Below are 23,789 nucleotides of genomic sequence, written 5' to 3' on the forward strand. Positions count from 1 at the left end.
AAAGGTCCGCTAAAACATAGTAGGATTTACTCATTTTAATTTGACCACTGTTTTTTAAACTGAATAGTCTGAATTTTATATATTCAGAAGTAAAACGTTAGAGGTAAGATATCTGTTGAAAGCGTTGTCAACGAAAAGGGAGGTGTCAGGATTATCGCGTGCATGCTAAATCGCAAGTAATGGGAGAAGAGGAGGAAATGATTTGTTAATCAAAAGGTATAAGCTGAAAAGGATGATGGCCACGATCCTTAGTTTTTTGCTGATTCTGGCTTCAATCCCTGCTGCTGTTCTACAAGTATCAGCTGCAGAAACATCCTTAACAAAAAAGTTTGATTTTGGAACACCTTCTAGTCCAATAGCAGAAGGTTATCTTCAAGTTTCTTCAGAGACCGCTTACTCGACTGAAAAGGGATATGGATTCGCTGATCCTTCTAAAGTATCTTCAGCCGACAGAAAAACTGCCGATAAGTTGAAATCGGACTTCATTTCCACAACAGAAACGTCCTTTAACGTGGATCTTCCAAACGGAGACTATACAGTTTCCGTGGTTTCAGGAGATCAGACAGAAGGAACGGTAGTAGGAGTGAAGGCGGAGAATATCCAAAAGGTTCAAGATACAACCCTTGGTGCCGGCGAATATCTAGAACGAACCTTTGATATTGCTCTCGTTGATGGTCAATTAACAATTGAACTGACAGGAACAAATCCTAAACTAAATGGCTTGACCATAGAAAAACTCCCGGAACGAGTCGCAGGAGAACTTCCAACGGTTTACATAGCAGGGGACTCGACAGTACAAACCTATGATGAATATTGGAGACCTCAAGCAGGATGGGGACAGATGATTTCCCGCTTTTTCAGTTCGGATATTACCTTTAAAAACCATGCGATTGGAGGCAGAAGCTCAAAGTCGTTTATTAATGAAGGCAGATTAGATACTGTTTTACGTGAAATCAAACCTAATGATTATTTTTTTATTCAATTTGGTCATAATGATGCGACAATTAGTGTACCTGAGCGATATGCATCCGTACCAGATTACAAAAACTACTTAAAGACCTATATTAATGGTGCCCGGCAGCGCGGTGCGATTCCGATCCTTGTTACGCCAATGGGCAGGCGGGACTTTAATCCAGACACAGGTAAGTTTAATGTCAGTTTCCCTGAGTATGTACAGGGGATGAAAGAAGTCGCTGAAGAACTAAACGTTGATGTGGTTGATTTGAGTGCCCGCAGTGTAGCGTACTACAACACGATTGGTCCGGAAGGCTCACTCTCCGTATTCCTTCAATTAGACCCAGGTATCTATACGGCCTTTCCTAATGGCTCTCAAGATAATACACATTTCCAAGAATATGGAGCCATTCAAATGGCACGATTAATCTCGGAAGAAGTGAAAAAATTAGATATTCCATTATCTTCTTATGTAACCGGTATTGAACCTCCAGCCAATGTTCCTGCAAAACCTACTAATTTAGTTGCAAGCAATATTAGTAATGCAGGAGCTTTCTTAACCTGGAAAGAGGTCGAAGGAGCCGATATCTATAAGGTATATCGTAAGCTTTCAACTGATAAGGAATTCTCGTTAATCGGCAGCTCGACCATTCCGCAGCTAAATGTTACTGGAATGGAAGAAGGGAAAACCTATGATATCGTGGTTTCCGCCGTTAACGGCAAAGGGGAGTCTGAGCAATCAGAAATTACCCAAGTCACAACTAAAAAGGCAACATTGAAATATGACTTTGGCTTAGCCGGTAATCCAATTGCAGAAGGGTATACTGGCGTCAATCTGTCAACTAAATATACGAAAGAAAGAGGGTACGGAATTGTCGACCCTACTGGCATGATAGGTCGGGACCGAAACACAGGAGGAGATTTGCTTCGCGATTGGCTTGGCTACTTTAATGTTGGCTGGAAATTTAATGTGGATCTGCCGAACGGTCTTTACGCTATAAAGGTTTATGTAGGAGATTTCTTAGGCAGTGCCAGAACAACCCTCGCCATTGAAGGGCAGGATTATGGAACGATTTCTGCACCGAGTAAAAACTACACTACGAAGGTTGTATGGCAAGTATCGGTAAAGGATGGGCAAATGAATTTTAGCTTCGGTGGCTCAACGGGAATTGTAAACGGCTTAGAAATCACTCCGATTATACTTGCTCCATCCGAATTAAAAGTGGAAGAACAGTCACTGGATATCAACAAGCCATTTGTCTCTCTTTCATGGAAACTAGTTGATGATGCAGAAAAATATAATGTCTACCGGAAAATTGCCGGAACAAAGGATTTCGTATTAATTGGAAGTGCTAATAAAAATTCTTATCAAGACACCACAGTCGATGTAGGTTTAGAGTATGAGTATGTGGTCACAACGATTGATCATGCCAGTGTGGAAACTGTCCCTTCCCTGCCGCTTGAGGTGAAGATGATTGATCCATCACAGCCGGTACCAGCCCGGCCAAATAACCTAAACGTTGGAGACGTCAATAAAAACGATCTTACCATCAGCTGGGGACAAGTGGATAGTGCCGTCACTTATAATGTGTACCGCTCCAAAAAACAGGATGGCCCTTACCAATTAATTGGCAAATCGAAAAGTGCCTCCTATCAGGATAAGACAGTTTTAACGACGATTTCTTATTTTTACAAAGTGTCAGCCGTGAATGCAGGTGGTATCTCAGAACTTTCTGAAAGTCTTGAAACGCCCGCTGTAACCGTATTAAAACGGCAAATGGAGGATATTGATCGCGCGCCAGTATCAATTAAGACAGATGATGGTGTTTACGTAAGCTGGAGAATGCTTGGTACAGATCGAGCTGATATTAGTTTTAACGTCTATCGTGACGGTAAAAAGATCAATGAAACTCCTGTTACAAACAGCACCAACTATGTAGATAAGGACGGAAAAACCGATTCTGTTTATGAAATACGAGCGGTCATCAATGGTAAGGAAAGAAAATCGCAGGATATGGCGAAAGTATTAACTAAAAATTACCTGGATATCCCGCTTCAAAAACCAAAGGACGGTGTTACACCGCTTGGCGACCCGTATTCCTATCGGGCGAACGATGCCAGTGTAGGAGACTTAGACGGTGATGGTAAATATGAACTGGTTTTAAAATGGGACCCTTCCAATTCCAAGGATAATTCACAAGCAGGCTATACCGGAAACGTCTATGTGGATGCCTATGAGATGGATGGAACTTTAAAATGGCGCATTGACTTAGGTAAAAATATTCGTGCCGGTGCTCATTATTCACCGTTCTTAGTGTACGATTTTGATGGTGACGGCAAAGCAGAGGTTGTTTTTAAAACAGCCGATGGAACCGTAGATGGAAAAGGAACAGTGATTGGCAGGGCAGATGCAGACCATCGAAATAGCACAGGTTATATTTTACAAGGTTCAGAGTATTTAACTGTTTTTGAAGGGGAGTCAGGAAAAGCGTTGTCAACGGTCGACTATGATCCGCCACGCGGTGATGTTTCGGCGTGGGGAGATTCATATGGTAACCGTGTTGACCGCTTCCTAGGAGGAGTGGCCTACTTAGATGGCGAACACCCAAGCATCATCATGGCTCGTGGATATTACACAAGAACGGTATTAGCTGCGTACACTTGGAAAGAGGGTAAGCTCACTAAGCAATGGGTTTTCGATTCCAATGATGAAGGCAATGGCGACTATGCCGGTCAAGGATATCATACCTTAAGTGTCGCTGATATCGATAAGGACGGCAAGGATGAAATCGTTTATGGTCAAATGGTTGTCGATGATGACGGCAAGGGCTTATATACCACTGGTTTAGGTCACGGGGACGCCCTTCATGTCGGCGATTTTATTCCTGATCGTCCTGGACTTGAAGTGTTCGGAGTCCAAGAACATACGGACTCACCATATGGCTATGATATGCGTGATGCGGAAACAGGAGAAATTCTTTGGGGAGTAAAAACAGGTCAGGATACAGGCCGCGGTCTGACAGCTGACATCGACCCTAGGTACAAGGGTGAAGAGGCATGGGCTATTGCTGGTGAATGGAACAGCCGTGTAGGCGGCCTTCATTCAGCAGAAGGGGAAAAAATATCCGATAACATCCCGACAAGCAATTTTGCGATATGGTGGGATGGTGACTTACTCCGTGAATTAGTGGACCATAAATGGGATGCAGCAAAAGGTACGGGGGTAGGAACGATTGATAAGTGGGATTATAAAAATAACAAATTAGTAAACTTGCTTACGGCAGATGGAACACTATCCAATAATAGCACCAAGGGAAATCCGGTACTTCAGGCAGACTTGTTTGGAGACTGGAGAGAAGAGGTCATCTGGAGGACAGAGGATAGCAGTGCCTTACGTGTGTATATGACTACAGAAAAAACGGAACATAGAATTTACACCTTAATGCATGATCCACAATACAGATTGTCTGTTGCTTGGCAAAATATTGGTTATAACCAGCCGCCGCATGCTAGTTTCTTTATCGGTGAAGATATGGCGGCCCCACCCGTTCCAAGTATTGAGATAGTCAAAAGGAAAGATGTTACAGCCCCGGAAACAGAGCATGAAGTGGCGGGCGAAGAAAAGGACGGCTGGTACAATAAGCCGGTTACTGTAAATTTGACTGCCGACGATGATGAGTTTGGCTCGGGAATTGCTGCAACTTATTACTCACTAAATGGTGCAGCAGAACAAAGTGGAACATCTGCTAAGATCGAGAAGGATGGCAAGCATGTCTTACAATTTTGGAGTGTAGATAAGTCTGGAAACATTGAAACGAAGAAATCGGTGACGATCAGCCTTGACCAAACTGCACCTGAAATTACCTTCTTGGTAAAAGAAGGGGCCGAGTTTGGTATTGACCAGCAGATCTCTATCAATTGTAAAGCGGTGGATTCTTTATCGGGTATTGCTTCTTCTTCCTGTAAGGATATTTCTACACCTGCCTTTGAACTAGGATTGGACGCTCATTCCTTTAAGGCAGAAGCAATTGATCAGGCAGGCAACCAATCTAGCCAAGCCGTTACTATTCATGTGTTTGTCAACTTTGATAATTTAGGAAACTTAACAGAGCAGTTCCTATCAGCAGAAAGTGGAAAAACTACCATTGCAACTGAAGCAGATAGCAAGCAAACGCTCCTTAATTCCTTAAAAGCAAAACTTGCGGCTGCCAAAGCGTCAGAGGAAAAAGGAAATAAAAATGCTAGAGACGGTCAAATGCAAGCATTTATCAATGAGGTAAAAGCAAAAAGTGAAAAAGTTTTCACAGAAAAACAAGTTCAAATCCTAGTTGAATTGGCAGAGTCATTAACGAAATAAAATTGGTTGAACCCAAGGGAGCAGCTTTTTCAGCTACCTTGGGTTTTTGGTGCCCCAAATTATGAAATTAGGGTATTACTACAATAACAAATTCATTTAAATTAACTAACTGTATTGATTTGTTTTCAAAAATAGAATTAAATAAAGGGTGACCAATCTGTGAAAGAGTGATAACCATGTTGGATATTTCCTTTAAAGCAATCGCCATTACCAATGAAATTGATCTGAATAAAATCGCTTTACAATGCGGAATTCCAAAAAAATTCACCTGGGAGGAACCTTTAATACTGAGAGGAAACATCCTTCAAACAATTCTTAGTAAAGAAGTGGACAACACGAAAAGCGTGTTAATTTTTTCATTTGGAAGTGTTGTATTTATTAATCACTCGAACGATGAAGAGATTAAAGTTTTGCTAAAATACCTCCAATCCTTTGAGCCTGAAATGGATTTAAAAAACATAGGCAGATATTCGGACGATTATAGTCTCCACATAAGTGAAACGGAAACCCTTGAATTGAACGATGAATATGTAGTGGTCCCTGAATATGAGCCCTTTTACCCCGAGTTAATTTCTACTGTCCTCGCAAAATCGGTAGCATTGGAAAAAACAGAGGAACAATTAGGAGTCATTCATGACAGGCTCGAGACAATGATTGACCGTCTAGAAAAGGGTAAGCTAAGGATAGGTAATAAAGAATTAGCAAGGACCACTGCGAAAATTCTACGTCATGACTATAACACCCTTGCTTATATCATGATTTTAGATAAGCCTGATATTACTTGGGCAAGCAGTAATGCCAGCGAATTTTACGACAAAATGATCGATTTTTTTGAGCTTAACGATCGCCACATAATATTGAAAAGTAAAACAGAAATTTTATATAACATCATTGATGGTTTCTCAACCATTAGCCATTCCATCCGCGGATTATTCGTCGAATGGATTGTCGTCATTCTCATTGTGATCGAAATCGTTATCACGATCTCGCAAATTGCAGGTTGGATCCCTTGAGTTTTGCTTACTTTTACCCAGAAAAGAATTAAATGTGCAAAAGGATTGTGTTCATTTTGTAATTTTTTAAGTACAAATCCTACCCTGAAGTCTTCTCTTCATGTAGAATAAGATAATGGACAAGCGCTAATAATGAATCAATAATATATCATGGGGGATCAAAGGTGACATATCAATTGAAGAAAAGCTTTAAGATGTTTGCATTAAATTCGAATCGTGAACTTGCTGAAGAAATGGCTGAGCTTTTGGGCTGTGAATTAGGAAAGAGTTCTGTCAAACAATTTAGTGATGGTGAAATACAAATAAATATTGAAGAAAGTGTACGGGGCAGTGATGTATTTTTGGTGCAATCGACTTCGCAGCCGATCAATGACAATATTATGGAGCTCTTGGTAATGGTTGATGCTTTGAAACGAGCTTCAGCAAAAATGATCAACGTCGTTATCCCTTACTATGGCTATGCTCGTCAAGACCGTACAGCTAAACCGCGTGAGCCGATTACTGCAAAGTTAGTGGCAAGGCTCTTAGAAACAACAGGTGCATCAAGGGTTCTTACGATGGACTTTCATGCGCCGCAATTACAAGGCTTTTTTGATATACCGGTCGATCACTTGATCGCTAATCCCATCCTCGGAAATTACTTTGAGAAAAAAGGGTTAGAAGATGTCGTTGTCGTTGCCCCGCATAATGGTGCGGTTATTAGAGCAAGGAAATTAGCGAGTATTTTAAATGCCCCAATTGCCTTAATTGATCGCAGACAGTCAGAATCGGGTGTGTCTGAAATCATGCATGTGATTGGAAATATCGAGGGCAAAAATGCTATTATCGTTGATGACTTAATCAATACAGCCGGGACGATTACTTTGGCTGCTAATGCTTTAGCGGAGCGTGGAGCAAAAGCGATTTATGCTTGTTGTACCCATCCTGTCTTTTCTGCTGAGGCGATTAACCGCATTGAATCATCTCCAATTAAAGAATTAGTCGTTACCAATACGATTGAAATGCCTGAAGAGAAGCGGATTGATAAAATCACCACATTATCTGTTGCCCCATTAATGGTTGATGCAATTGATCGTATTCATAATGAAAAAGCAGTAAGTCCGTTGTTTGAATAAAAAAATCCCGCTGTGAGAGGGCTCACAGCGGTTTTTTTTAAGTCTATACTTTTTGCGGCGCATTTTTAGTGTATATCAGCGCTTTTTTAAATATATCAGCGAAAAAAATTTTTTAACTTATAAATACGGACTTTCATGTTTCGCCTTCAGTCTCATCCAGCGGCGCTCCACTTCATCATCAAACATTTTTAATAGTTCTTGGCTGTCTTCTTTTAATAAATGCTTGGTTTTTCCCATCATTTTCAACCAATCGGTAGTCGGTAATCGGTTGTTTTTAGCCTCAGGATCATAAGTGATCGTAGTAATGCCACGTTCTACCTCGTAAAGCGGGAAGAAACAGGTGTTCACAGCCGCCTCGACAATCGACTGGCCTAATTCATCCTTCGATTTCCAGTTCAAAGGACAGGTAATCAGAATTTTTCCGTAAACCAAGCCTTCATTTTTAGCATACCATTGGGCTTTAGCCGCCTTTTTCAAAAGATCGCGGTCAAAGGCTTCCGTTCCCGTAAACACATAAGGGATGTGGGTTGCCGCCATAATTTGCGCGGTATCCTTGTGATGGAACGGCTTACCTTTTTGGAAAGCTCCAACACTTGAGGTACTTGTCATGTGCCCCATCGGGGTCGAATAGGAGAGCTGGCTGCCTGTATTCATGTAGCCTTCATTATCATACTCAAGGATGATCATTTTATGGTTCCGGAGTGCAGTTCCAATCGCCGGACCCATTCCGATATCCATCCCGCCGTCACCCGTCACCATCACAAAGGTAAAATCATCGGATAGTCCAAGTTCATCTAATTCTCCACGGCGTTTTCGCTCATGGAACATTTCCACAAGACCGGATAATGTAGCCGAACCATTTTGGAAGAGATTATGGATATAGGTTGCTTTATGGGAACTGTAAGGGAACCCGGTTGTGACGACCATCGCACAGCCTGTATGGAATAAGGCGACAATATCTCCTTCAATTCCTTTGAAAAATAACTCTAAGCCTGAGAAAATTCCACATCCTGGGCATGCACCGTGTCCGGAGGCAAGGCGTTTAGGCTTTTTCGTTAAGCTTCGTAATGGCGGGATTTTCACCTTTAATTCTCCGGTTTTCTCATCAGGGGTGACGGTGATTAATCCCGTATTCAAATCTTCTTTTTTCATAGGATTTAAGACGCGTTTTGGTGCGAATTCGGCTTTCCCAGGATTATGGCCAAAGTAGTCGAATGGTTTTTCAACGAACCCTTTATCTGCTGCTTCTTGGGCTAATTGGAAAAACAACTCTGCTTCGTCAGCATAGAAATCCTTACCACCCAATCCGTAGACCCGGTTTACTACTTTAGTATGAGAATTACCAACGGTTTGCAGCGCTGCTCTAACCTCAAGGGCCATATTCCCGCCATGTGCACCATAGGAGTCCGCCCGGTCACCAACTGTAACCGCTTTTACATTTTTCAATGCTTCCGCTAATTTTTGCTGCGGGAATGGACGGATCATATTAGGGGAGATGACCCCAGCTTTGATTCCTTGTGCACGTAGTTTGTCGGCGACATCTTTGCATACTTCAGCAGCAGAATTCAGCATGAATACAGCAACCTCAGCATCATCCATCCGGTACAAATCAAGAACTGGATATTCCCGGCCTGTTAATTCCGCGTATTCGTGGGATATTCTTTCGAAAACCTGCTCAGCTTTATACATCGCTTCCGATTGTTGATAACAGTTATTAATATAGTCAGGTTCATTCATATACGGTCCGATTGTCACAGGATTTTCCCGGTCCAACGCATGAGGGAAGTTCCTTGGCGGCTCGCCAATAAATTTTTGCACATCCGCCCGGTCCTTCATAACCTGGACCCGCCGCTTCTGGTGGGAGGTGAAATAACCGTCAAACGAGACGATGACCGGCAGACGCACTTCAGGATCTTCTGCTAGTTTAATAGCAATAATGTTCATATCATAAACGATTTGCGGATCACGGGCCATTAAAATCGGCCAGCCTGTATTCAAGGCAAAATAAAGATCGGAATGATCGCCATGAATATTTAATGGGCCCGACACAGAGCGGTTCACTAAATTCAATACCATTGGAAAGCGGGTTCCAGATTGAACCGGAAGCTGCTCTAACATATATAAAAAGCCGTTGGCACTCGTCGCATTAAAGACGCGTCCCCCGCCAGTGGCCGCACCATAACAAATACCGGCTGAGCCGTGCTCTCCGTCAGCAGGAATTAACACGATATCATGCTCACCTTTTGCTTTCATTCCATCAAGGAACTGTGCGACTTCGGTCGAAGGGGAGATCGGATAATAGCCCATTACATGATAATTAATTTGATGGGCTGCATAGGCAGCCATTTCATTACCAGATTCAAACACAACACTCTGTTCAATGGTTCCTTTGGGAACGGTTATATTTTCTTGGTTTATTTCAATGGACATGAATTCCCGCCCTTTCCTTAGTTTCGAATCGCTAAATCAAATAAATGTGGTACACGGTTTTGATCTGCATAACCGTCGTTGTATTCCCGCTCACTTGTTAATGCCTCAACAGGACAAGCATGAACACATTTCAAACAGCCCTTACAATATTGATAGTCAATCCCTTGCAGGAACATTTGCGGGCGGCCGCGTTTATCCGCTTTTTCTTCCCAAACAAAGCAAAAGTCTGGGCAGGCGGTGTCACAGGCGGCACAATTAATACATTTATCATCATGAAAATGCGGCAGCATTCCGGCACGAGAAATACTTAAGTCCTTTAAGATACTGTTTCCTGGATTTATGATGGTCCCGCCTATAGTCTGGGTTTCATACCCGAGCAGCGGTTCTGCCCGTTTAAATGGAATAATCGGTGTCTGTTGATCTACTAGGAAGGTTTGGAATTTGACCTCATTAAAACCGCGATTGAAGGTACGGATGTTTGGCTCGACTAGATGTGGATATTTCTTTTCGAAGGTGCGGCGAATCGTCTGCCTCATCGACTCGGGGTCTAAGAAATCTAAGATTCGATAAAGTGCTCCAAGCATGGCGGTATTGGCTTTGGTTTGTTCTTCAAGGGCAATCCCTGTAGCATCCACGATAGCGATGGTTCCGCCAGGAATTTTCATAGCTTGTTTTAGTTCGTCAGGAGTTCTTTGTGAGTTGACTAAGATGGTGCTATCGGGGTAGATCCCACTTGTACAATCGATCGTTTTGAAAAGGGCATCATGGAAAATGCCGACGACATGTGGACGTTCTATTGGTGTGGTGTCGCGTATGTTAGTTTCTGGGTCACAAAAACGGATATGTGCTTTTACGGGCGATCCTTTTTTCTCGGATCCATATGATGAAAAGCCGACTCCATTGAGTCCATTTCCAACAACCCCATCCTCGGAAAGCATCTTTCCGGCCAGATTGGCTCCTAAACCGCCAATCGATTCGAGACGGATTTCAAAGAAACCTAATTCGTTCATTTTTGGTAATTTTGACAACAAGCATTCCTCCAATCTGCTCTGTTGATAACAATTAGAATTTTATAAATTTTCTATAAATTCTATGATGTTATTGTAACAGGATGTAAAATTAGTTACAACAGAATTTTTATTTCAAATATAGAAATCGCTTTTTATTGCGATATATTCAAGGTAAGGTAGAAATGTGTAAAACGCAGTTACAATTTTTTATATGAGTTGATATAGTACAGTTAGGTTTGTTCTATAACAATAAAACAAGCAATGCCCCAAACCTTTAGTGGTCCAGAGCATTGCCTATTTCTTTTTTGCCATTTTCCAAGCTATCTGGGATTTTGTGTGACAAGGTCGATTAACACAATCTCTTTTTGTGGTTCTTTTAGTATTGTTTCTAATTCGGCGCCGGTAGTTGGACGTATACCCTTAACTCCAAAACTCTCGGCCAGTTGAACAAAATCAGGGTTGTCAAAGGTTACTCCGTAGCTTTCGCCAAACTTCTTGTTCATTTGCTTAACTTCAACCTTTAACATGGAATCATCCAACACAATGATGGTAAATGAAAGTCCTAGACGCCTGGCGGTTTCGATTTCTGCAAAATTCATGAGGGCACCGCCGTCACCGGTAATACAAATTACAGGATCGTCAGGGCGTGCGAGTTTAGCTCCGATCGATCCTGGAATTGCAATCCCCATCGAAGCAAGACCATTTGAGACAATTAACCGGTTCGGACTTTTAGGTTGATAGGTTTTCGCGATCGATACTTTATGAGCGCCGACATCGGAAATAAGTATGGTGTCCTCAGTGGAATGCTTTTCGATCAGCTTGAGAACATTTTCTATCGTGATTGATCCATCTACTTCTTTATCTATTTGATAGTTTGTTTTTATGTCTGCTTGGAGGCTGTCCGTTGGACTCCATGGTTTAGCGTGCAGCGCTGCTAGGTTTAAAGCATGGAGAGTTTTCCTTATATTTCCGACGAGCTCGCCCTTAACCGGATAATATTCGTTCACTTCCGCAGGTAAGGTATCAATATGTAAAACTGGGTGTTTGTTTTTGTTCCAGGCGTTTGGTAGCTGTTCGACGAAATCGAAGCCGATGACAATTAACAGGTCAGCTTCTTGAAGGCCAGGGAGGACAGCATCGTTTTCTTTAAACCCGAATGTATAAAAATTATGCGGTTCGTCTTTCGGTAACACACCTTTTGCCATAAAGCTGTGTGTGGCAGGGGATTGAAGAGTATGGATGAAGGTCTCAAGCTCTTGCGCGGCCTCCTGCCTTATGACTCCGTTTCCAAAAATGATGAAGGGTTTTTTACATGCTTGAATAAGATTAATGGCATCATTGACCGATTCCATATCAGGAATAACTGCTGGTAAGGACGAGACGGGCAAAGGTGTTTTTGTAATTTGTTCCGCTGCAAAGTTTTCTGGCAAAGTGATACCGACAGAACCTGGTTTTTCCATTTTGGCTAATCTAAAGGCTTTTCGGATAACGGCGGGGCTGGTTTGCCCATCTAGGATTTGTGTAGTCCATTTTGTTACCGGTTCTAACAGCTTGATGATATCGATGTATTGGTGTGATTCGTGATGGTGACGTTCAATACCTGCCTGGCCAATTAATGCTACTAGTGGAGAATGATCGAGCTGGGCGCTGGCGATACCCGTAACTAGGTTAGCGGCTCCAGGACCAAGTGTTGATAAACAAACGCCTGCCTTGGCTGCTAATCTCCCATACACATCGGCCATAAATGCCGCACCTTGCTCGTGTCTGACATTTACATACTGAATTTGAGTTGATTTGGAAAGGGAATCTGCGAGATCGAGTGTCTCGGTGCCTACGATTCCAAAAACGTATTCAACCCCTTCGTTTTCTAAGCACTGTACGATTAGATCGGTTAGTTTCATGTTGGCCTCCTAATTGAAAAGGAATGAATAGCTATAGTCTTAGCTAATAGTTGAAGAATCATAAGCTGTGAGTAAAGATCAGATCTTTAGTGTTAAAATAAAAGAAACAGGTAGAAAATGGGTGATGATAATGAAAGAAAAGTATGTATGGTATGCAAGCTATGGATCAAATATGAATACCGATCGTTTTTTATGCTATATAAAAGGCGGCAAACCAGAAGGGTCTTCAAAGGTTGAAACAGGCTGTAAAGATCCTTCGCTCCCTCTAGATTCGTCCACTTTCACGATGAATTTTCCGCTATACTTTGCAAAAGAGGCAGCTAAATGGGAATCAAAAGGTGTTGCTTTTATTGGTCTAACTCCGAATTCTGATTGCGTTACTTACAGCAAAAAATACCTAATCACGTTGGAACAGTTTAAAGATATAGTTAGCCAGGAAAATAATGGCCTGGAGATTGATTTGAATTTGGACGAAGTCATGAAAGACCGTTCAAAGATTTTCCGAGCTAATGCTTGGTATGGAAATATTTTGTATTTGGGAGAAGAAGAGGGGTATCCTATTTTTACTTTTACGGCACCATGGGATATCGGTGATATTGAATGGAAAAAGCCTTCACGTCCCTACTTGAAAACCATTATTAAGGGACTACTAGAAGACTATTCAAATGAGGAGATTTATCGTTATTTTCAAAGTAAACCAGGAATAAAGAGGGAATTTACGGATGAGGAGTTACGAAGCCTCATTTTTTAAAGCCAATTACTTCGTTTACGATTAAAGAATTTGATATCATGAACCTAGACTTAAAAAGGAGATGATTGGTAAATGGCGAAACAAGTTCATATTGGAAAAACTGATTTAGTTGTTAATCCGATTGGTTTAGGTACCAATGCTGTAGGTGGTCACAATCTATTTCCAAACCTTGACGAGAATGCCGGCAGAGAATTAGTCCGAACGGGACTTGCTAACGGTATTAATTTTTTGGATACAGCGTTTATCTATGGTCCAAAACGCTCCGAAGAAATTATCGGAGAAGTCGTAAAAGAAAGTGGGAGACGCTCCGAGATTGTCATCGCCACTAAGGCAGCCCATAAATTTGCCGGGAACGAAATAGTGGTTGATAATTCGCCTGCCTTTTTAAAACAAGCCGTCGAAGACGCCTTACAGCGGCTCCAAACAGATTACATAGATCTTTTTTATATCCACTTTCCCGATAAAGATACACCTAAAGCTGAAGCCGTTGGCGCTTTACAACAACTAAGGGAAGAAGGTAAGATTCGAGCGATCGGCGTTTCTAATTTTTCAATCGAGCAGTTAAAAGAGGCAAATAAGGATGGTTATGTCGATGTCTACCAAGGCGAGTATAACTTATTAGCTAGAGAGGCTGAAAAGGAATTGTTTCCTTATGTGATCAACAACGGCATTTCCTTTATCCCATATTTTCCGCTAGCCTCTGGATTATTAACAGGTAAATACGACAAAAATACTAATTTAGATGAAAAGCGTGGAAAGTATTTTAAAAAAGATCTCTTTGAAGCCACCTTGGAAAAAATAGAGCGTATTCGTAAAATGGCCAACGATAAAGGAGCCGAAGTGGCTCATGTTGTCCTTGCTTGGTATTTAACCCGCGAGGCCATTGATGTCATCATCCCTGGTGCAAAACGACCTGAGCAGGTCCTTCACAATCTTAAAACATTAGACATTCAATTAACAGGAACGGAAATTCAAGAAATAGACCAAATTTTCCATTCTTAAATAAAGGTTGTGTAAAGTTTTGGTTGATTTAAGAATGTTGATTGGAGCATAGGGTGCGAAGACTCCTGCGGGAGGACGGGGCAGGGGAACCGCGCAGGCGCTATAGCGCCGAGGAGGCTCCCCGAACCGCCCGCGGAAAGCGAAGCGACTCGAGCGGAAATCAACATTCCAGACAAACACAGCCAAAATAAACGGCGATGAGAGTTATTTCTCATCGCTTTTTTAATGAGTTATTTAGCAAAATATTGATAGAGAATATAAAAAATTGAATGATAACTTTACCTAATTCGCCGCAATTTGACAAAATCCTCCGACTTTTTCCGTATTTTGCAGTTAAAATAGGCAAAAATACTAGATTGGTTGTATAATAAGTAATTGTTAGAAACTATTGGAGGGTTATCATCATGATGGAATGGACTTTAGCCGGATTGTTTGGGATATCAATTATAATGCTCGTAATATCAATTTCAAAGACGTCTAAACAATCAAAGGCAGAACATAAGCAAATTGATTTAATTCATATTTCCACTATGAAGGAAATCAATGCAATTCAGGATTCAATTAGAAATATTGAACTTGATCTCGAAGTAGTCATGAAGGAAGCAGGCGTTCAACTTTCTCCTGAAGACAAAGTCTTCATGCGTGAAGTACTTGATTTAACAAACCGTAATTACTCGACTGAAAGCATTGCTGAAATGAAACAGGTAAGCGTGAATGAACTTGAAAAAATGCTTGCTCCTTACCGCACAATAAAGGAAGGGAGAAAGGTTGCAAATGAAAATTAACTTACTTAGCAGCTTTGCAGCCGGAATGCTGATCACAACCACGATTTGTGGCGCTGTGTATCTATCTGGAAAAAGTGATCCTGCCAATGTGACAGTTAAACCGTCTGTAACCACAGCAACCAAGAGGGTTCAGCCTACTGAGGCAGAGATGAAGACGCAGCTTCAAGCAGAAGGCTACGTTGTTCAAACGAAAGCTGAAAATGAAAAGCAAGTGCAGGATGCCAAGGCGTCTGTCCAAGCGAAAGCTGCTCCTGCCGCTGCTGACACGACTAAACCTGTAACACGTGTCGTTGTCAATGTAACTGATGGTATGACCAGCATTGATATTGGAAGAGTCCTTGTAGCAGCCAATATCGTGAAGAACGCCTTTGATTTTTCAAAGGATATTGAGGCTAAAAAGCTGGAAAACAAATTGAAACCAGGTGTGTTTGTGGTGGACAGTAAGATGACATACGATCAGGTGGTTGCGACTATCTTTAAATGATAAAAAGCCGATTTCGATCAGAAATCGGCTTTTTACAATAAGCAGGAAATTTGATAATCATAGTAACTATTTCTATAATTTATTTATTACATAAACAAAGGTGGATTAACTAATGAAAATCGTTGCACTTGTAGGCAGTTTACGAAAAGATTCATTTAACAAGCAGCTGGCATATACGATTCAAGAAAGATTTGCTGCTAAATTTCAATTAGAAGTCTTAGATCTTGGGGTGCTTCCACATTTTAATCAGGATGAGGAATTAAATCCAGCATCATCAGTAACAGAGTTTAAAAGTAAAGTAAAGGAAGCAGACGGCGTCATCATTATTACTCCGGAATACAACTGGTCGATTCCCGGGGTATTAAAGAATGCTCTTGATTGGCTATCACGTGTCGATAAAGTGTTAATTGGCAAGCCAGTCATGACAGCCGGTGCCGCAACGGGGTTGATGGGAACATTACGTGCCCAGCTTGAATTGCGTCAAATTTTAACGGCATTACAAGTTAAGCTTTTATCGCCAGTTGGCAATGAGATTCTAATTAATCAAGCTATGACTAAATTTGATGAGAAAACCGGCAGACTAACAGACGAAGCAACAGTTAAATTTGTAGATGGGGTCGTTGAACGGTTTCTTGATTTGATAAAAGAATAGGAATTTCGCCTGTACTCTTAAAGAGGAGTACAGGCTTTTTTTGCTTTGTGGAGTAACTGTCATATATTCACCTGCCTTTCATACATTTAAGTAGGGAGACAAACCTGTTGATTTAGGACAAACATTACTTGGAATGGGAAAGGGAGACATAGATTCAGATGGACTTCTTACAAGAAATTTTAAATAGTTACAGTACTATTTTTTCACTGGAGGCCTTTAAAGAGGTATTTACGAATCCAGCAAGCTGGGGAGTCATTGGTACCTTGATTATTCTTGAAGGCTTACTGTCTGCTGATAATGCCCTTGTTTTAGCGGTGATGGTCAAACACCTTCCAAAGAAACAGCAAAAAAAGGCCTTATTTTATGGGATATTTGGTGCTTATTTTTTTCGAGTCGTAGCGATTGGAATTGGCGTCACTTTAACAACGATCCCTTGGATCAAGATTATTGGGGGTCACTATCTGCTTTGGATTGTTTTCCAAAATCTTTTAAATAAAAATGAACAAGACGACGATGTTCAAAGTCGAAAAAAAGGTTTTTGGAGGACCGTGTTAACGGTAGAACTGATGGACATTGCCTTTAGTTTTGATAGTGTCATTGCCGCGTTTGGGGTTTCTAACCAAGAGTGGATTTTGCTGCTTGGAGGGATTATCGGGATCTTGATGATGCGGGGGGTTGCACACCTTTTCCTTGCCCTAATCGAAAAAGTACCTGAATTCGAGACAACAGCTTTTATCCTTGTGGCGATTATTGGTGTGAAGATGATTGTCTCGGCCTTTGGATTCCAAATGAATGAATTTGTGTTTTTTAGTATCCTAATTGGAATCTTCTTAAGTACCTTCGTTATTCATTTCATTCGAAAAATAACAGGGAAAGAACCTACCATGTAAAATCCAGTCAGGGAAGGCAGTAACTATGCCTTCCTTTTTGCTGTTTAGGATTGGAAATGAACGTTTCCATTTTCATAGATTTCAATCGTGTTGTAGCTTTTAAAGACATCCATGTTTGTGATTTCATGTTGTATTTCATGAGAAAAACTTTCCATGTAGGGCTGATAGACCTCGGGATTTTTTACAAGGTGATACATGGTGACTCTTGTACCATTACGCATATCGGTTCCTCTTAATAAAAAGCGATCGCCGTATAGATTTTTAAAATAAGTCCGTGCTTCTTCATGACTTTTGAAGTTAGGTATCTGTTCATGATTAATGGTAAAATCCTGCGTCATAAACACATTCACCGCTTTCCTATAATATAATAAATATAAACCAGCTCTAGTCAGTTTACATAGTTTTCAACCAGTTTCACGACTATTATTCCCTATTTTGAAAAAATAATGATTCCTGCCTATGGCGATTGAACTATACAAATTTTGATAACCTGCATAAATTACTATAAAAGGGATTATTCCAAATCTCGTTTATGATTTTTCGCCAAAAGTTGCGGACATCGTTTTTAAATAGTCGAGATTTTGGACATGATGGATAAGACAAAGGCGATTAAGAAAAGGAGGAGAAGTTTTTGATGAATACCCCTTTTGAGTATCCGGAAATTTTTTATAATGATGTGATTCTTTATTTAGAAACAAAATGGAACCGCCGCTTAACCGATCATGAAAGACATGTACTGATTGAGGGATATCGATTTGGCCGAATGGTTGAAGCGGAGAGTGAAATCCAAATTTTGTTTGCTAATTAAATGTTGTATGAAAAGGGTGTCCAGAGCTGGACACCCTTTTAAAATCTTCAAGGCTATTGACCTTGTTGATTTCGTAGAGCCTGCTCAGCATAAGCGACTAACCGTTTGGTCATTTCGCCCCCAACTGAGCCGTTTGCTCGTGCGGTCGTATCAGCACCAAGTTGAACTCCAAACTCATTGGCAATTTCCTCTTTCATTTGATTAAGGACATCGTCTGAACCAGGAACCAAAAGTTTGTTTCTACCCATGATACATCACTCCCGACGAATTTTTTTGAGCAGCTACACAGCTGCTCGTATATAATTTATCCTATTTGTTTTTTCGAATACGTAATGGGCAAAACTGCCATCCAGTTGGGAAAGGTTTATAATAGGGGAAACAGCTGGAAAAAAGGGTGTGTTATTATGTTGGTTGCAGGACAAAAGGAAATGCAGCTAATGGATCAATATACGATTGACAAGATTGGTTTGCCTGGTGTTGTCTTAATGGAAAATGCCGGTGCAAGAGTAGTGGATGAAATTGTGGCAAGTGCTGCTACTGTAACTCCGCGTGTGGTCGTCCTTGCTGGCGGCGGGAATAATGGCGGCGACGGGTTCGTGATTGCACGAAGACTGTATGATTTAGGGTTTGACCTGCTGTTATGTTTGGTTGTACCTCCTGAGCGGATTAAGGGGGATGCCAAGGTTCATTTTGATGTGTATCGAAATCGACAGTTACCCATTCTTTATCTGCATGAGAGTTCGCTTGAACAAGTTGGATTGGAAATTAACCAGGCAGATGTCGTTGTTGATGCGCTTTTAGGAACGGGTGTAAGCGGACCAGTCAGGGAACCTTTTGGGGCGATTATTTCAATGGTAAATGAACATGCTGGGAAAAAGCTGATTATCTCCGTTGACATACCTTCTGGTGTTAATAGTGATAGTGGCAAAGTAGAGGGAACGGCTGTTAAAGCAACAAAGACGATTACCTTTGTTTTTCCTAAAAGAGGGTTCTTTTTACAAGATGGTCCTAAGTTTGTGGGGGAGTGGAAGGCCGTTGATATATCGGTGCCTCCTTCGATTGTGGAGGAGTTCGGACTAGCTATGCCGCGGGTCATAACAGAAGATATGGTTAATGAATCGGTACCGCTTAGACCTAAGCATGGCCATAAGGGGACGTTTGGTCATGTTTTGGTAATCGGAGGATCAAAGTTTTATGTGGGAGCACCAATTTTTTCGGCAAAATCGGCCTTGCATTCAGGTGCAGGATTGGTCACATTAGCCGTGCCGGAAAGTATTTATCCCATGGCAGCTGCCCAAAATCCAGAGTCACTATTTTTGCCGCTCGTAGATGAAGACGGGCATTTTGCTCGGGAAGCGATCGCTTCACTTGGACCACTCCTGCATCAATTTAAAAGTGTGGCGATCGGACCTGGGATCAGCCGGTTTCCTGGCGGTGAGGCTTGGATGAAATCTGTTTTGTCTCTGTTATCAAACCAGCCAGTTGTGGTGGATGCGGATGCATTGTTTTTGCTTCGAGATGAACTGGAAATGGTCCGGGAATATAAAGGGGATGTTATTTTTACCCCGCATCCTGGCGAGATGGCGTGGTTGTTAAATACGACGGTAAAAGAGGTGGAAGAAGATCGGATAGGAATTGCGAAGACTTTTGCTAAAGATTACGGCGTATATTTGCTTTTAAAAGGACATAGGCCGGTTACTGCTACACCAGATGGAGATGTGTTTATTAATCCGCACGGTAATGATGCGCTCGGCAAGGGCGGGAGCGGGGATGTGTTGACGGGGATGATTGCTTCGTTTTTAGCGCAGGGTGCTTCTCCTGTTGAGTCGATGGTTGCTGCGAGTTATCTGCATGCCAGGGCAGGGGAAGAGAAGGCTGTGATGCTTTCTAGTTATGGTGTAGGTCCGTTGGATTTGATTGATGGGATTAGGGAGCAGTTGCGGGTATTGATGAATTAAAATGGAACATGTCAATAAAAGTAGATATGATCCTCACGGTCAAAGAAACGGTCGGTGATTGCCCGTGAGTGAGATTTATTGGTTGGGATGGTCAATGAACCGGTCGGTGATTGCCCGTGAGTGAGAATTTTTGGTCGAGACGGTCAATGAAATGACTCGTCATTGCCCGTAAATGGGATTAATTGGTTGGGACGGTCAAAGAAACGGTGCGTCATTGCCCGTGAGTGAGAATTTTTGGTCGAGATGGTCAATGAAATGACTCGTCATTGCCCGTAAATGGGATTAATTGGTTGGGACGGTCAAAGAAACGGTGCGTCATTGCCCGTGAGTGAGAATTTTTGGTCGAGATGGTCAATGAAATGACTCGTCATTGCCCGTGAGTGAGAATTATTGGTTGGGACGGTCAATGAAAGGGTCTGTCATTGCCCGGGAGTGAGAATTTTTGATTGAGACAATCAATGAGACCTACTTCATGAAACGACCGTAGGATGGATTCACAGCCCTAACTGGCCGCGCAGACTTATACCACTGATAGCAAAATATAATAATTAAAACAAGATCAACAACATCACCGCCATAATACATAAGCATTCCAGCTGCTTTTGCCTGTTCCCCAGGGACTCCTGCAGGCGGGTGAGCATAAATATATTTGGCTAATATTCCATGACCTGAAAAAGCGGTCGCAAACACAATCGCACGATACAAGAAGCTGGTTCGGTGAGGGGTTGGATCCATATAAATCATCGAAGAAGTAAACAAATATCCCGCGAGAAATATATGGATATGCATCACCACGTGCAACGGAGCATTATTCTGCATGTCTCGATATAGAGTGCTGCTATACAGCAGCCAAAGTCCACCAATATTCAACACAGAGGCAATAATCGGGCTGCTAGCAAAACGGAGGAGTTTACTTCTTAAAATCAGTGATAAACGGCGAGCCAGCCTCACATTAATAGTTCTTAGAATCAGTGTCATTGGTGCCGCCAATACCATAAGAAGCGGTGCCAACATGCCGAGCAGCAAATGTCCAAGCATATGTGCCGTAAAATGGTGATGGGCGTGTGCTGCGATTGGTCCCGTAACGGCAAAAAGAGCACAGAAAACGCCCATTAGCCACATAAACACTCGGTAAATTGGCCACTTTTTCCCGGAAAGGGCATTCTTAACCACTGCACGCAGATAAATCACCAGGGCAAATATAAACGGCAGTATAACAATAAAATCAGAAATCGAGGACCCATGGCTATGCACCATCTGCTGGCTATTGAACATGATCTGAAACAGCTCCCGTTCTTTTAGAAGAACGAATAAAAAGGACGATGCCAATAAGCAGCATCAAAACAGACGTGATATGCCAAACCATATCATAGGGTAAGAGGTTCACATCGTAGCGAATCTGATGGAGCCGCATCAGTTTATGCTGAATTAATCCATCATATAATTGAAACCCACCGGCGCCAAGAAGTACACCAGCTGTCCATTTTTTAGGCTGCCAAACCTTCCTGCGCCGTACATCTGCAATCATAAATAACCCGCCTACCGTTAAAAACCAACTAAACGCATGGAAAAATCCATCGGAAACCAAACCAACCGCTGTTGTGGCTTTATCGTAAAAATGATGCCAATGAAGGATTTGATGAAAGACCGTCTCGTCCATAAAAGCAACGAGGCCAATCCCAAAAAACACCCCTGACCAGAGATTTTTCTTCAGATGAGTGGAAAGATCTTTACTGCTTCTAGAATGAATCAAACTCTTCACCTACATACATTAATTATTCACCATTCACTTTACCCTTAATAAAGGATCATTAATCAACCAAAAAATAAAAGACCGTCCTAAAGGACAGTCTCATCATACCTAAAAATTAAAATTATCCGGATCAGCACCAAAGCGTTGATTCTCATTAAGTGCATTAATTTTTTCCATATCGCTCTCTGATAAGGTGAAATCAAAGATATTGGCATTCTCTTTAATACGGCTTTCACGAATCGATTTTGGGATTGTTACGATTTCATTCTGAATATCCCAGCGTAAAATCACTTGTGCGATTGATTTGTGGTGGGCCGAAGCAATCTCTTGTAACACAGGATTGTCAAGTAGTCTGCCTTGGCCTAGTGGTGCCCAAGCCTCAATTTGAATCTGTTGTTGTTTGCAATAGCTTCGCAGTTCCGGCTGTGAATGAAGCGGATGTAACTCCACCTGGTTCACCATTGGCTTAATTTCCGCGACTGACATCAAATCTTCTAAGTGGTGGATGTTAAAATTACTGACTCCAATCGCACGAACACGCTTTTCTTTATATAACTTCTCAAGGACCTTCCAAGTGTCTTTATATTTTTCCTTTACTGGCCAATGGATTAAATATAAATCTACATAGTCAAGGCCAAGTTTTCGTAAGCTTGTGTCAAATGCTTCTTCAACTGAATCATTGCGCTGGTCACTATTCCATACTTTTGTGGTAATAAACAGTTCCTCACGGGAAACCCCTGATTCTTTAATGGCTTTTCCGACACTTTCTTCATTTTCATAAAGGGCGGCAGTATCAATGCTTCTGTAGCCTGCTTTAATAGCCATTTTTACGGATTCAAGGGCCACTTCACCCTCGGGTACTTTGTAGACACCAAGACCAAACCATGGCATCTTTACCCCATTATGTAGCGTTGTACTGGATTGTAAGCTAGTCAATCTCTTCTCCTCCTTTTCAGTCATACAATACATAGTATAGTACCCTCAACATGGAAGAATCAACCAAACGAATTCAACCATAACACATCATGGCTTAAGCCGCTTTAATATGGCGGATTCAAGAAGCTTCCACGGCAGTGTCTTTTTAAGAAATAGATTTGTCTTCACGCCCTTGCCGATTGGATAACGAAGGTCAGGCGTTCCAGTCGTGCAGGCAATCTGGGCAGCTAGTTTAGCGACATCACTTGGGTCGCCATAATCAGCCTTGCCATTATTAATTTCCTTTAAGAGGCTCTCCATATAAAAGGTATAAGGCGAATTTTGGTTGTTTTCGAGTTGATCAACGCTCGTCCAAATGTTCGTTTGGTATGAACCAGGTTCGATTAAAGATACATCAATCCCAAAGGGACGTACTTCAAGCCTTAAGCTTTCGCTGTAGCCTTCTAGTGCATGTTTGGAGGCGCTATAAGCGGATAAACCAGGAAAACCAATTCTTCCGCTGATACTGCTCATATTAATAATTCTGCCTTGTTTTTTAGCTCTCATGATGGGCAGAACGGCATTGGTCATGGCAATTACTCCAAAAAAGTTGGTTTCAAATTGACGCCGATAATCTTCTAATGACAGTTCTTCACTAAAACCGCCGATGGCAACACCAGCGTTGTTCACCAACACATCAATGTGAGAATAGTTTTCAAGGAATACTTTAAACTGACGGATCGAGTCACTTGAAGTAACATCCAAAGATGTAACGTGAATATATCCCTCCACTTGCTTTTCTTTGGCAACTTCGATTAAAGCCTTTGCTTTGTTCGTATCTCTCATTGTTGCAATCACCGTAAAACCCTTCAAGGCCAATTCAATTACGCACAGTAAACCAAAACCGCTCGACGAACCCGTTACAATTGCTGTCTTTCGATCCATTCCGATTCTCCTTTCAAAGAGGACAGATTTGTAGGGGAATTCCACAAAAACAGGCTGCCCTTAAAA

Annotated in this window: 20 protein-coding genes; 11 read left to right on the forward strand and 9 right to left on the reverse strand. The window is 41.7% G+C overall.

The features are described 5' to 3' along the window. The first annotated feature begins 202 nt into the window (after window positions 1–202). The 3 genes from ACZ9EE_RS29120 (at window position 203) to ACZ9EE_RS29130 (ending at window position 7,439) form a co-directional block, all read left to right on the forward strand. Window positions 203–5,311, forward strand: a complete 5,109-nt coding sequence (locus ACZ9EE_RS29120; RefSeq protein ID WP_476032052.1) for a rhamnogalacturonan lyase family protein — start codon at window positions 203–205, stop codon at window positions 5,309–5,311. Window positions 5,312–5,487: 176 nt separating this feature from the next. Continuing rightward, on the forward strand, window positions 5,488–6,324 hold the full coding sequence (locus ACZ9EE_RS29125; RefSeq protein ID WP_476032053.1) for an RMD1 family protein: 837 nt from the start codon (window positions 5,488–5,490) through the stop codon (window positions 6,322–6,324). Window positions 6,325–6,488: 164 nt separating this feature from the next. Beyond that, a complete protein-coding gene (locus ACZ9EE_RS29130; protein WP_476032055.1) occupies window positions 6,489–7,439 on the forward strand; it encodes a ribose-phosphate diphosphokinase in 951 nt (316 codons plus the stop codon). A 117-nt stretch (window positions 7,440–7,556) separates the two neighbouring features. Here the strand turns inward: ACZ9EE_RS29130 and ACZ9EE_RS29135 are convergent, their stop codons facing one another. From ACZ9EE_RS29135 to ACZ9EE_RS29145, 3 genes are all read right to left on the reverse strand, one after another. Next, a complete protein-coding gene (locus ACZ9EE_RS29135; RefSeq protein ID WP_476032056.1) occupies window positions 7,557–9,869 on the reverse strand; it encodes a thiamine pyrophosphate-dependent enzyme in 2,313 nt (770 codons plus the stop codon). A 17-nt stretch (window positions 9,870–9,886) separates the two neighbouring features. Continuing rightward, window positions 9,887–10,897 carry a 2-oxoacid:acceptor oxidoreductase family protein gene (locus ACZ9EE_RS29140; RefSeq protein WP_476032057.1) on the reverse strand — a complete coding sequence of 337 codons (1,011 nt, stop codon included), beginning with the start codon at window positions 10,895–10,897 and terminating at the stop codon, window positions 9,887–9,889. Window positions 10,898–11,199: 302 nt separating this feature from the next. Next, the gene (locus ACZ9EE_RS29145) at window positions 11,200–12,780 is read right to left on the reverse strand and encodes an acetolactate synthase large subunit (RefSeq protein ID WP_476032058.1); all 1,581 of its coding nucleotides are present in this window, start codon (window positions 12,778–12,780) and stop codon (window positions 11,200–11,202) included. A 67-nt stretch (window positions 12,781–12,847) separates the two neighbouring features. Between ACZ9EE_RS29145 and ACZ9EE_RS29150 the strand changes: the two genes are divergently transcribed. The 6 genes from ACZ9EE_RS29150 to ACZ9EE_RS29175 all read left to right on the forward strand — a co-directional run bounded on the left by ACZ9EE_RS29150 (window position 12,848) and on the right by ACZ9EE_RS29175 (window position 17,344). Then, window positions 12,848–13,531 carry a hypothetical protein gene (locus ACZ9EE_RS29150; RefSeq protein WP_476032059.1) on the forward strand — a complete coding sequence of 228 codons (684 nt, stop codon included), beginning with the start codon at window positions 12,848–12,850 and terminating at the stop codon, window positions 13,529–13,531. 72 nt (window positions 13,532–13,603) lie between these two features. Continuing rightward, complete coding sequence (locus ACZ9EE_RS29155; protein ID WP_476032061.1) at window positions 13,604–14,533, forward strand: aldo/keto reductase; 930 nt, start codon at window positions 13,604–13,606, stop codon at window positions 14,531–14,533. A 404-nt stretch (window positions 14,534–14,937) separates the two neighbouring features. Then, complete coding sequence (locus ACZ9EE_RS29160; protein ID WP_476032063.1) at window positions 14,938–15,318, forward strand: hypothetical protein; 381 nt, start codon at window positions 14,938–14,940, stop codon at window positions 15,316–15,318. Then, complete coding sequence (locus tag ACZ9EE_RS29165; RefSeq protein WP_476032065.1) at window positions 15,308–15,802, forward strand: aminodeoxychorismate lyase; 495 nt, start codon at window positions 15,308–15,310, stop codon at window positions 15,800–15,802. The genes ACZ9EE_RS29160 and ACZ9EE_RS29165 overlap by 11 nt, the downstream gene beginning before the upstream one ends. Window positions 15,803–15,914: 112 nt before the next feature. Next, on the forward strand, window positions 15,915–16,454 hold the full coding sequence (locus ACZ9EE_RS29170; RefSeq protein WP_476032067.1) for an NADPH-dependent FMN reductase: 540 nt from the start codon (window positions 15,915–15,917) through the stop codon (window positions 16,452–16,454). A 158-nt stretch (window positions 16,455–16,612) separates the two neighbouring features. Further along, window positions 16,613–17,344 carry a DUF475 domain-containing protein gene (locus tag ACZ9EE_RS29175; RefSeq protein ID WP_476032069.1) on the forward strand — a complete coding sequence of 244 codons (732 nt, stop codon included), beginning with the start codon at window positions 16,613–16,615 and terminating at the stop codon, window positions 17,342–17,344. A gap of 44 nt (window positions 17,345–17,388) precedes the next feature. Here ACZ9EE_RS29175 and ACZ9EE_RS29180 read toward each other — a convergent pair whose 3' ends face one another. Further along, window positions 17,389–17,682: a hypothetical protein gene (locus ACZ9EE_RS29180; RefSeq protein WP_476032071.1), complete on the reverse strand. Its 294-nt coding sequence runs from the start codon at window positions 17,680–17,682 to the stop codon at window positions 17,389–17,391. 293 nt (window positions 17,683–17,975) lie between these two features. On the opposite strand from ACZ9EE_RS29180, the gene ACZ9EE_RS29185 reads away from it, so the two are divergent. After that, window positions 17,976–18,152 carry a hypothetical protein gene (locus ACZ9EE_RS29185; protein WP_476032073.1) on the forward strand — a complete coding sequence of 59 codons (177 nt, stop codon included), beginning with the start codon at window positions 17,976–17,978 and terminating at the stop codon, window positions 18,150–18,152. Window positions 18,153–18,205: 53 nt separating this feature from the next. On the opposite strand, the gene ACZ9EE_RS29190 is transcribed toward ACZ9EE_RS29185, so the two are convergent. Continuing rightward, window positions 18,206–18,400 carry an alpha/beta-type small acid-soluble spore protein gene (locus tag ACZ9EE_RS29190; protein ID WP_215042177.1) on the reverse strand — a complete coding sequence of 65 codons (195 nt, stop codon included), beginning with the start codon at window positions 18,398–18,400 and terminating at the stop codon, window positions 18,206–18,208. Window positions 18,401–18,556: 156 nt separating this feature from the next. On the opposite strand from ACZ9EE_RS29190, the gene ACZ9EE_RS29195 reads away from it, so the two are divergent. Further along, window positions 18,557–20,110: an NAD(P)H-hydrate dehydratase gene (locus tag ACZ9EE_RS29195; protein ID WP_476032075.1), complete on the forward strand. Its 1,554-nt coding sequence runs from the start codon at window positions 18,557–18,559 to the stop codon at window positions 20,108–20,110. Window positions 20,111–20,575: 465 nt separating this feature from the next. Here the strand turns inward: ACZ9EE_RS29195 and ACZ9EE_RS29200 are convergent, their stop codons facing one another. From ACZ9EE_RS29200 to ACZ9EE_RS29215, 4 genes are all read right to left on the reverse strand, one after another. Next, a complete protein-coding gene (locus ACZ9EE_RS29200; protein ID WP_476032077.1) occupies window positions 20,576–21,367 on the reverse strand; it encodes a cytochrome c oxidase assembly protein in 792 nt (263 codons plus the stop codon). A gap of 7 nt (window positions 21,368–21,374) precedes the next feature. Next, window positions 21,375–21,872 (reverse strand): DUF2243 domain-containing protein, encoded by a 498-nt coding sequence (locus tag ACZ9EE_RS29205; protein WP_476032079.1) that lies wholly within the window; start codon window positions 21,870–21,872, stop codon window positions 21,375–21,377. Between the two features lie 99 nt (window positions 21,873–21,971). Then, complete coding sequence (locus ACZ9EE_RS29210) at window positions 21,972–22,754, reverse strand: aldo/keto reductase (RefSeq protein ID WP_476033141.1); 783 nt, start codon at window positions 22,752–22,754, stop codon at window positions 21,972–21,974. A gap of 132 nt (window positions 22,755–22,886) precedes the next feature. Next, on the reverse strand, window positions 22,887–23,723 hold the full coding sequence (locus ACZ9EE_RS29215; protein ID WP_476032081.1) for an SDR family oxidoreductase: 837 nt from the start codon (window positions 23,721–23,723) through the stop codon (window positions 22,887–22,889). Between the last annotated feature and the right edge of the window lie 66 nt (window positions 23,724–23,789).

This window comes from Bacillus sp. URHA0034, assembly GCF_056280405.1.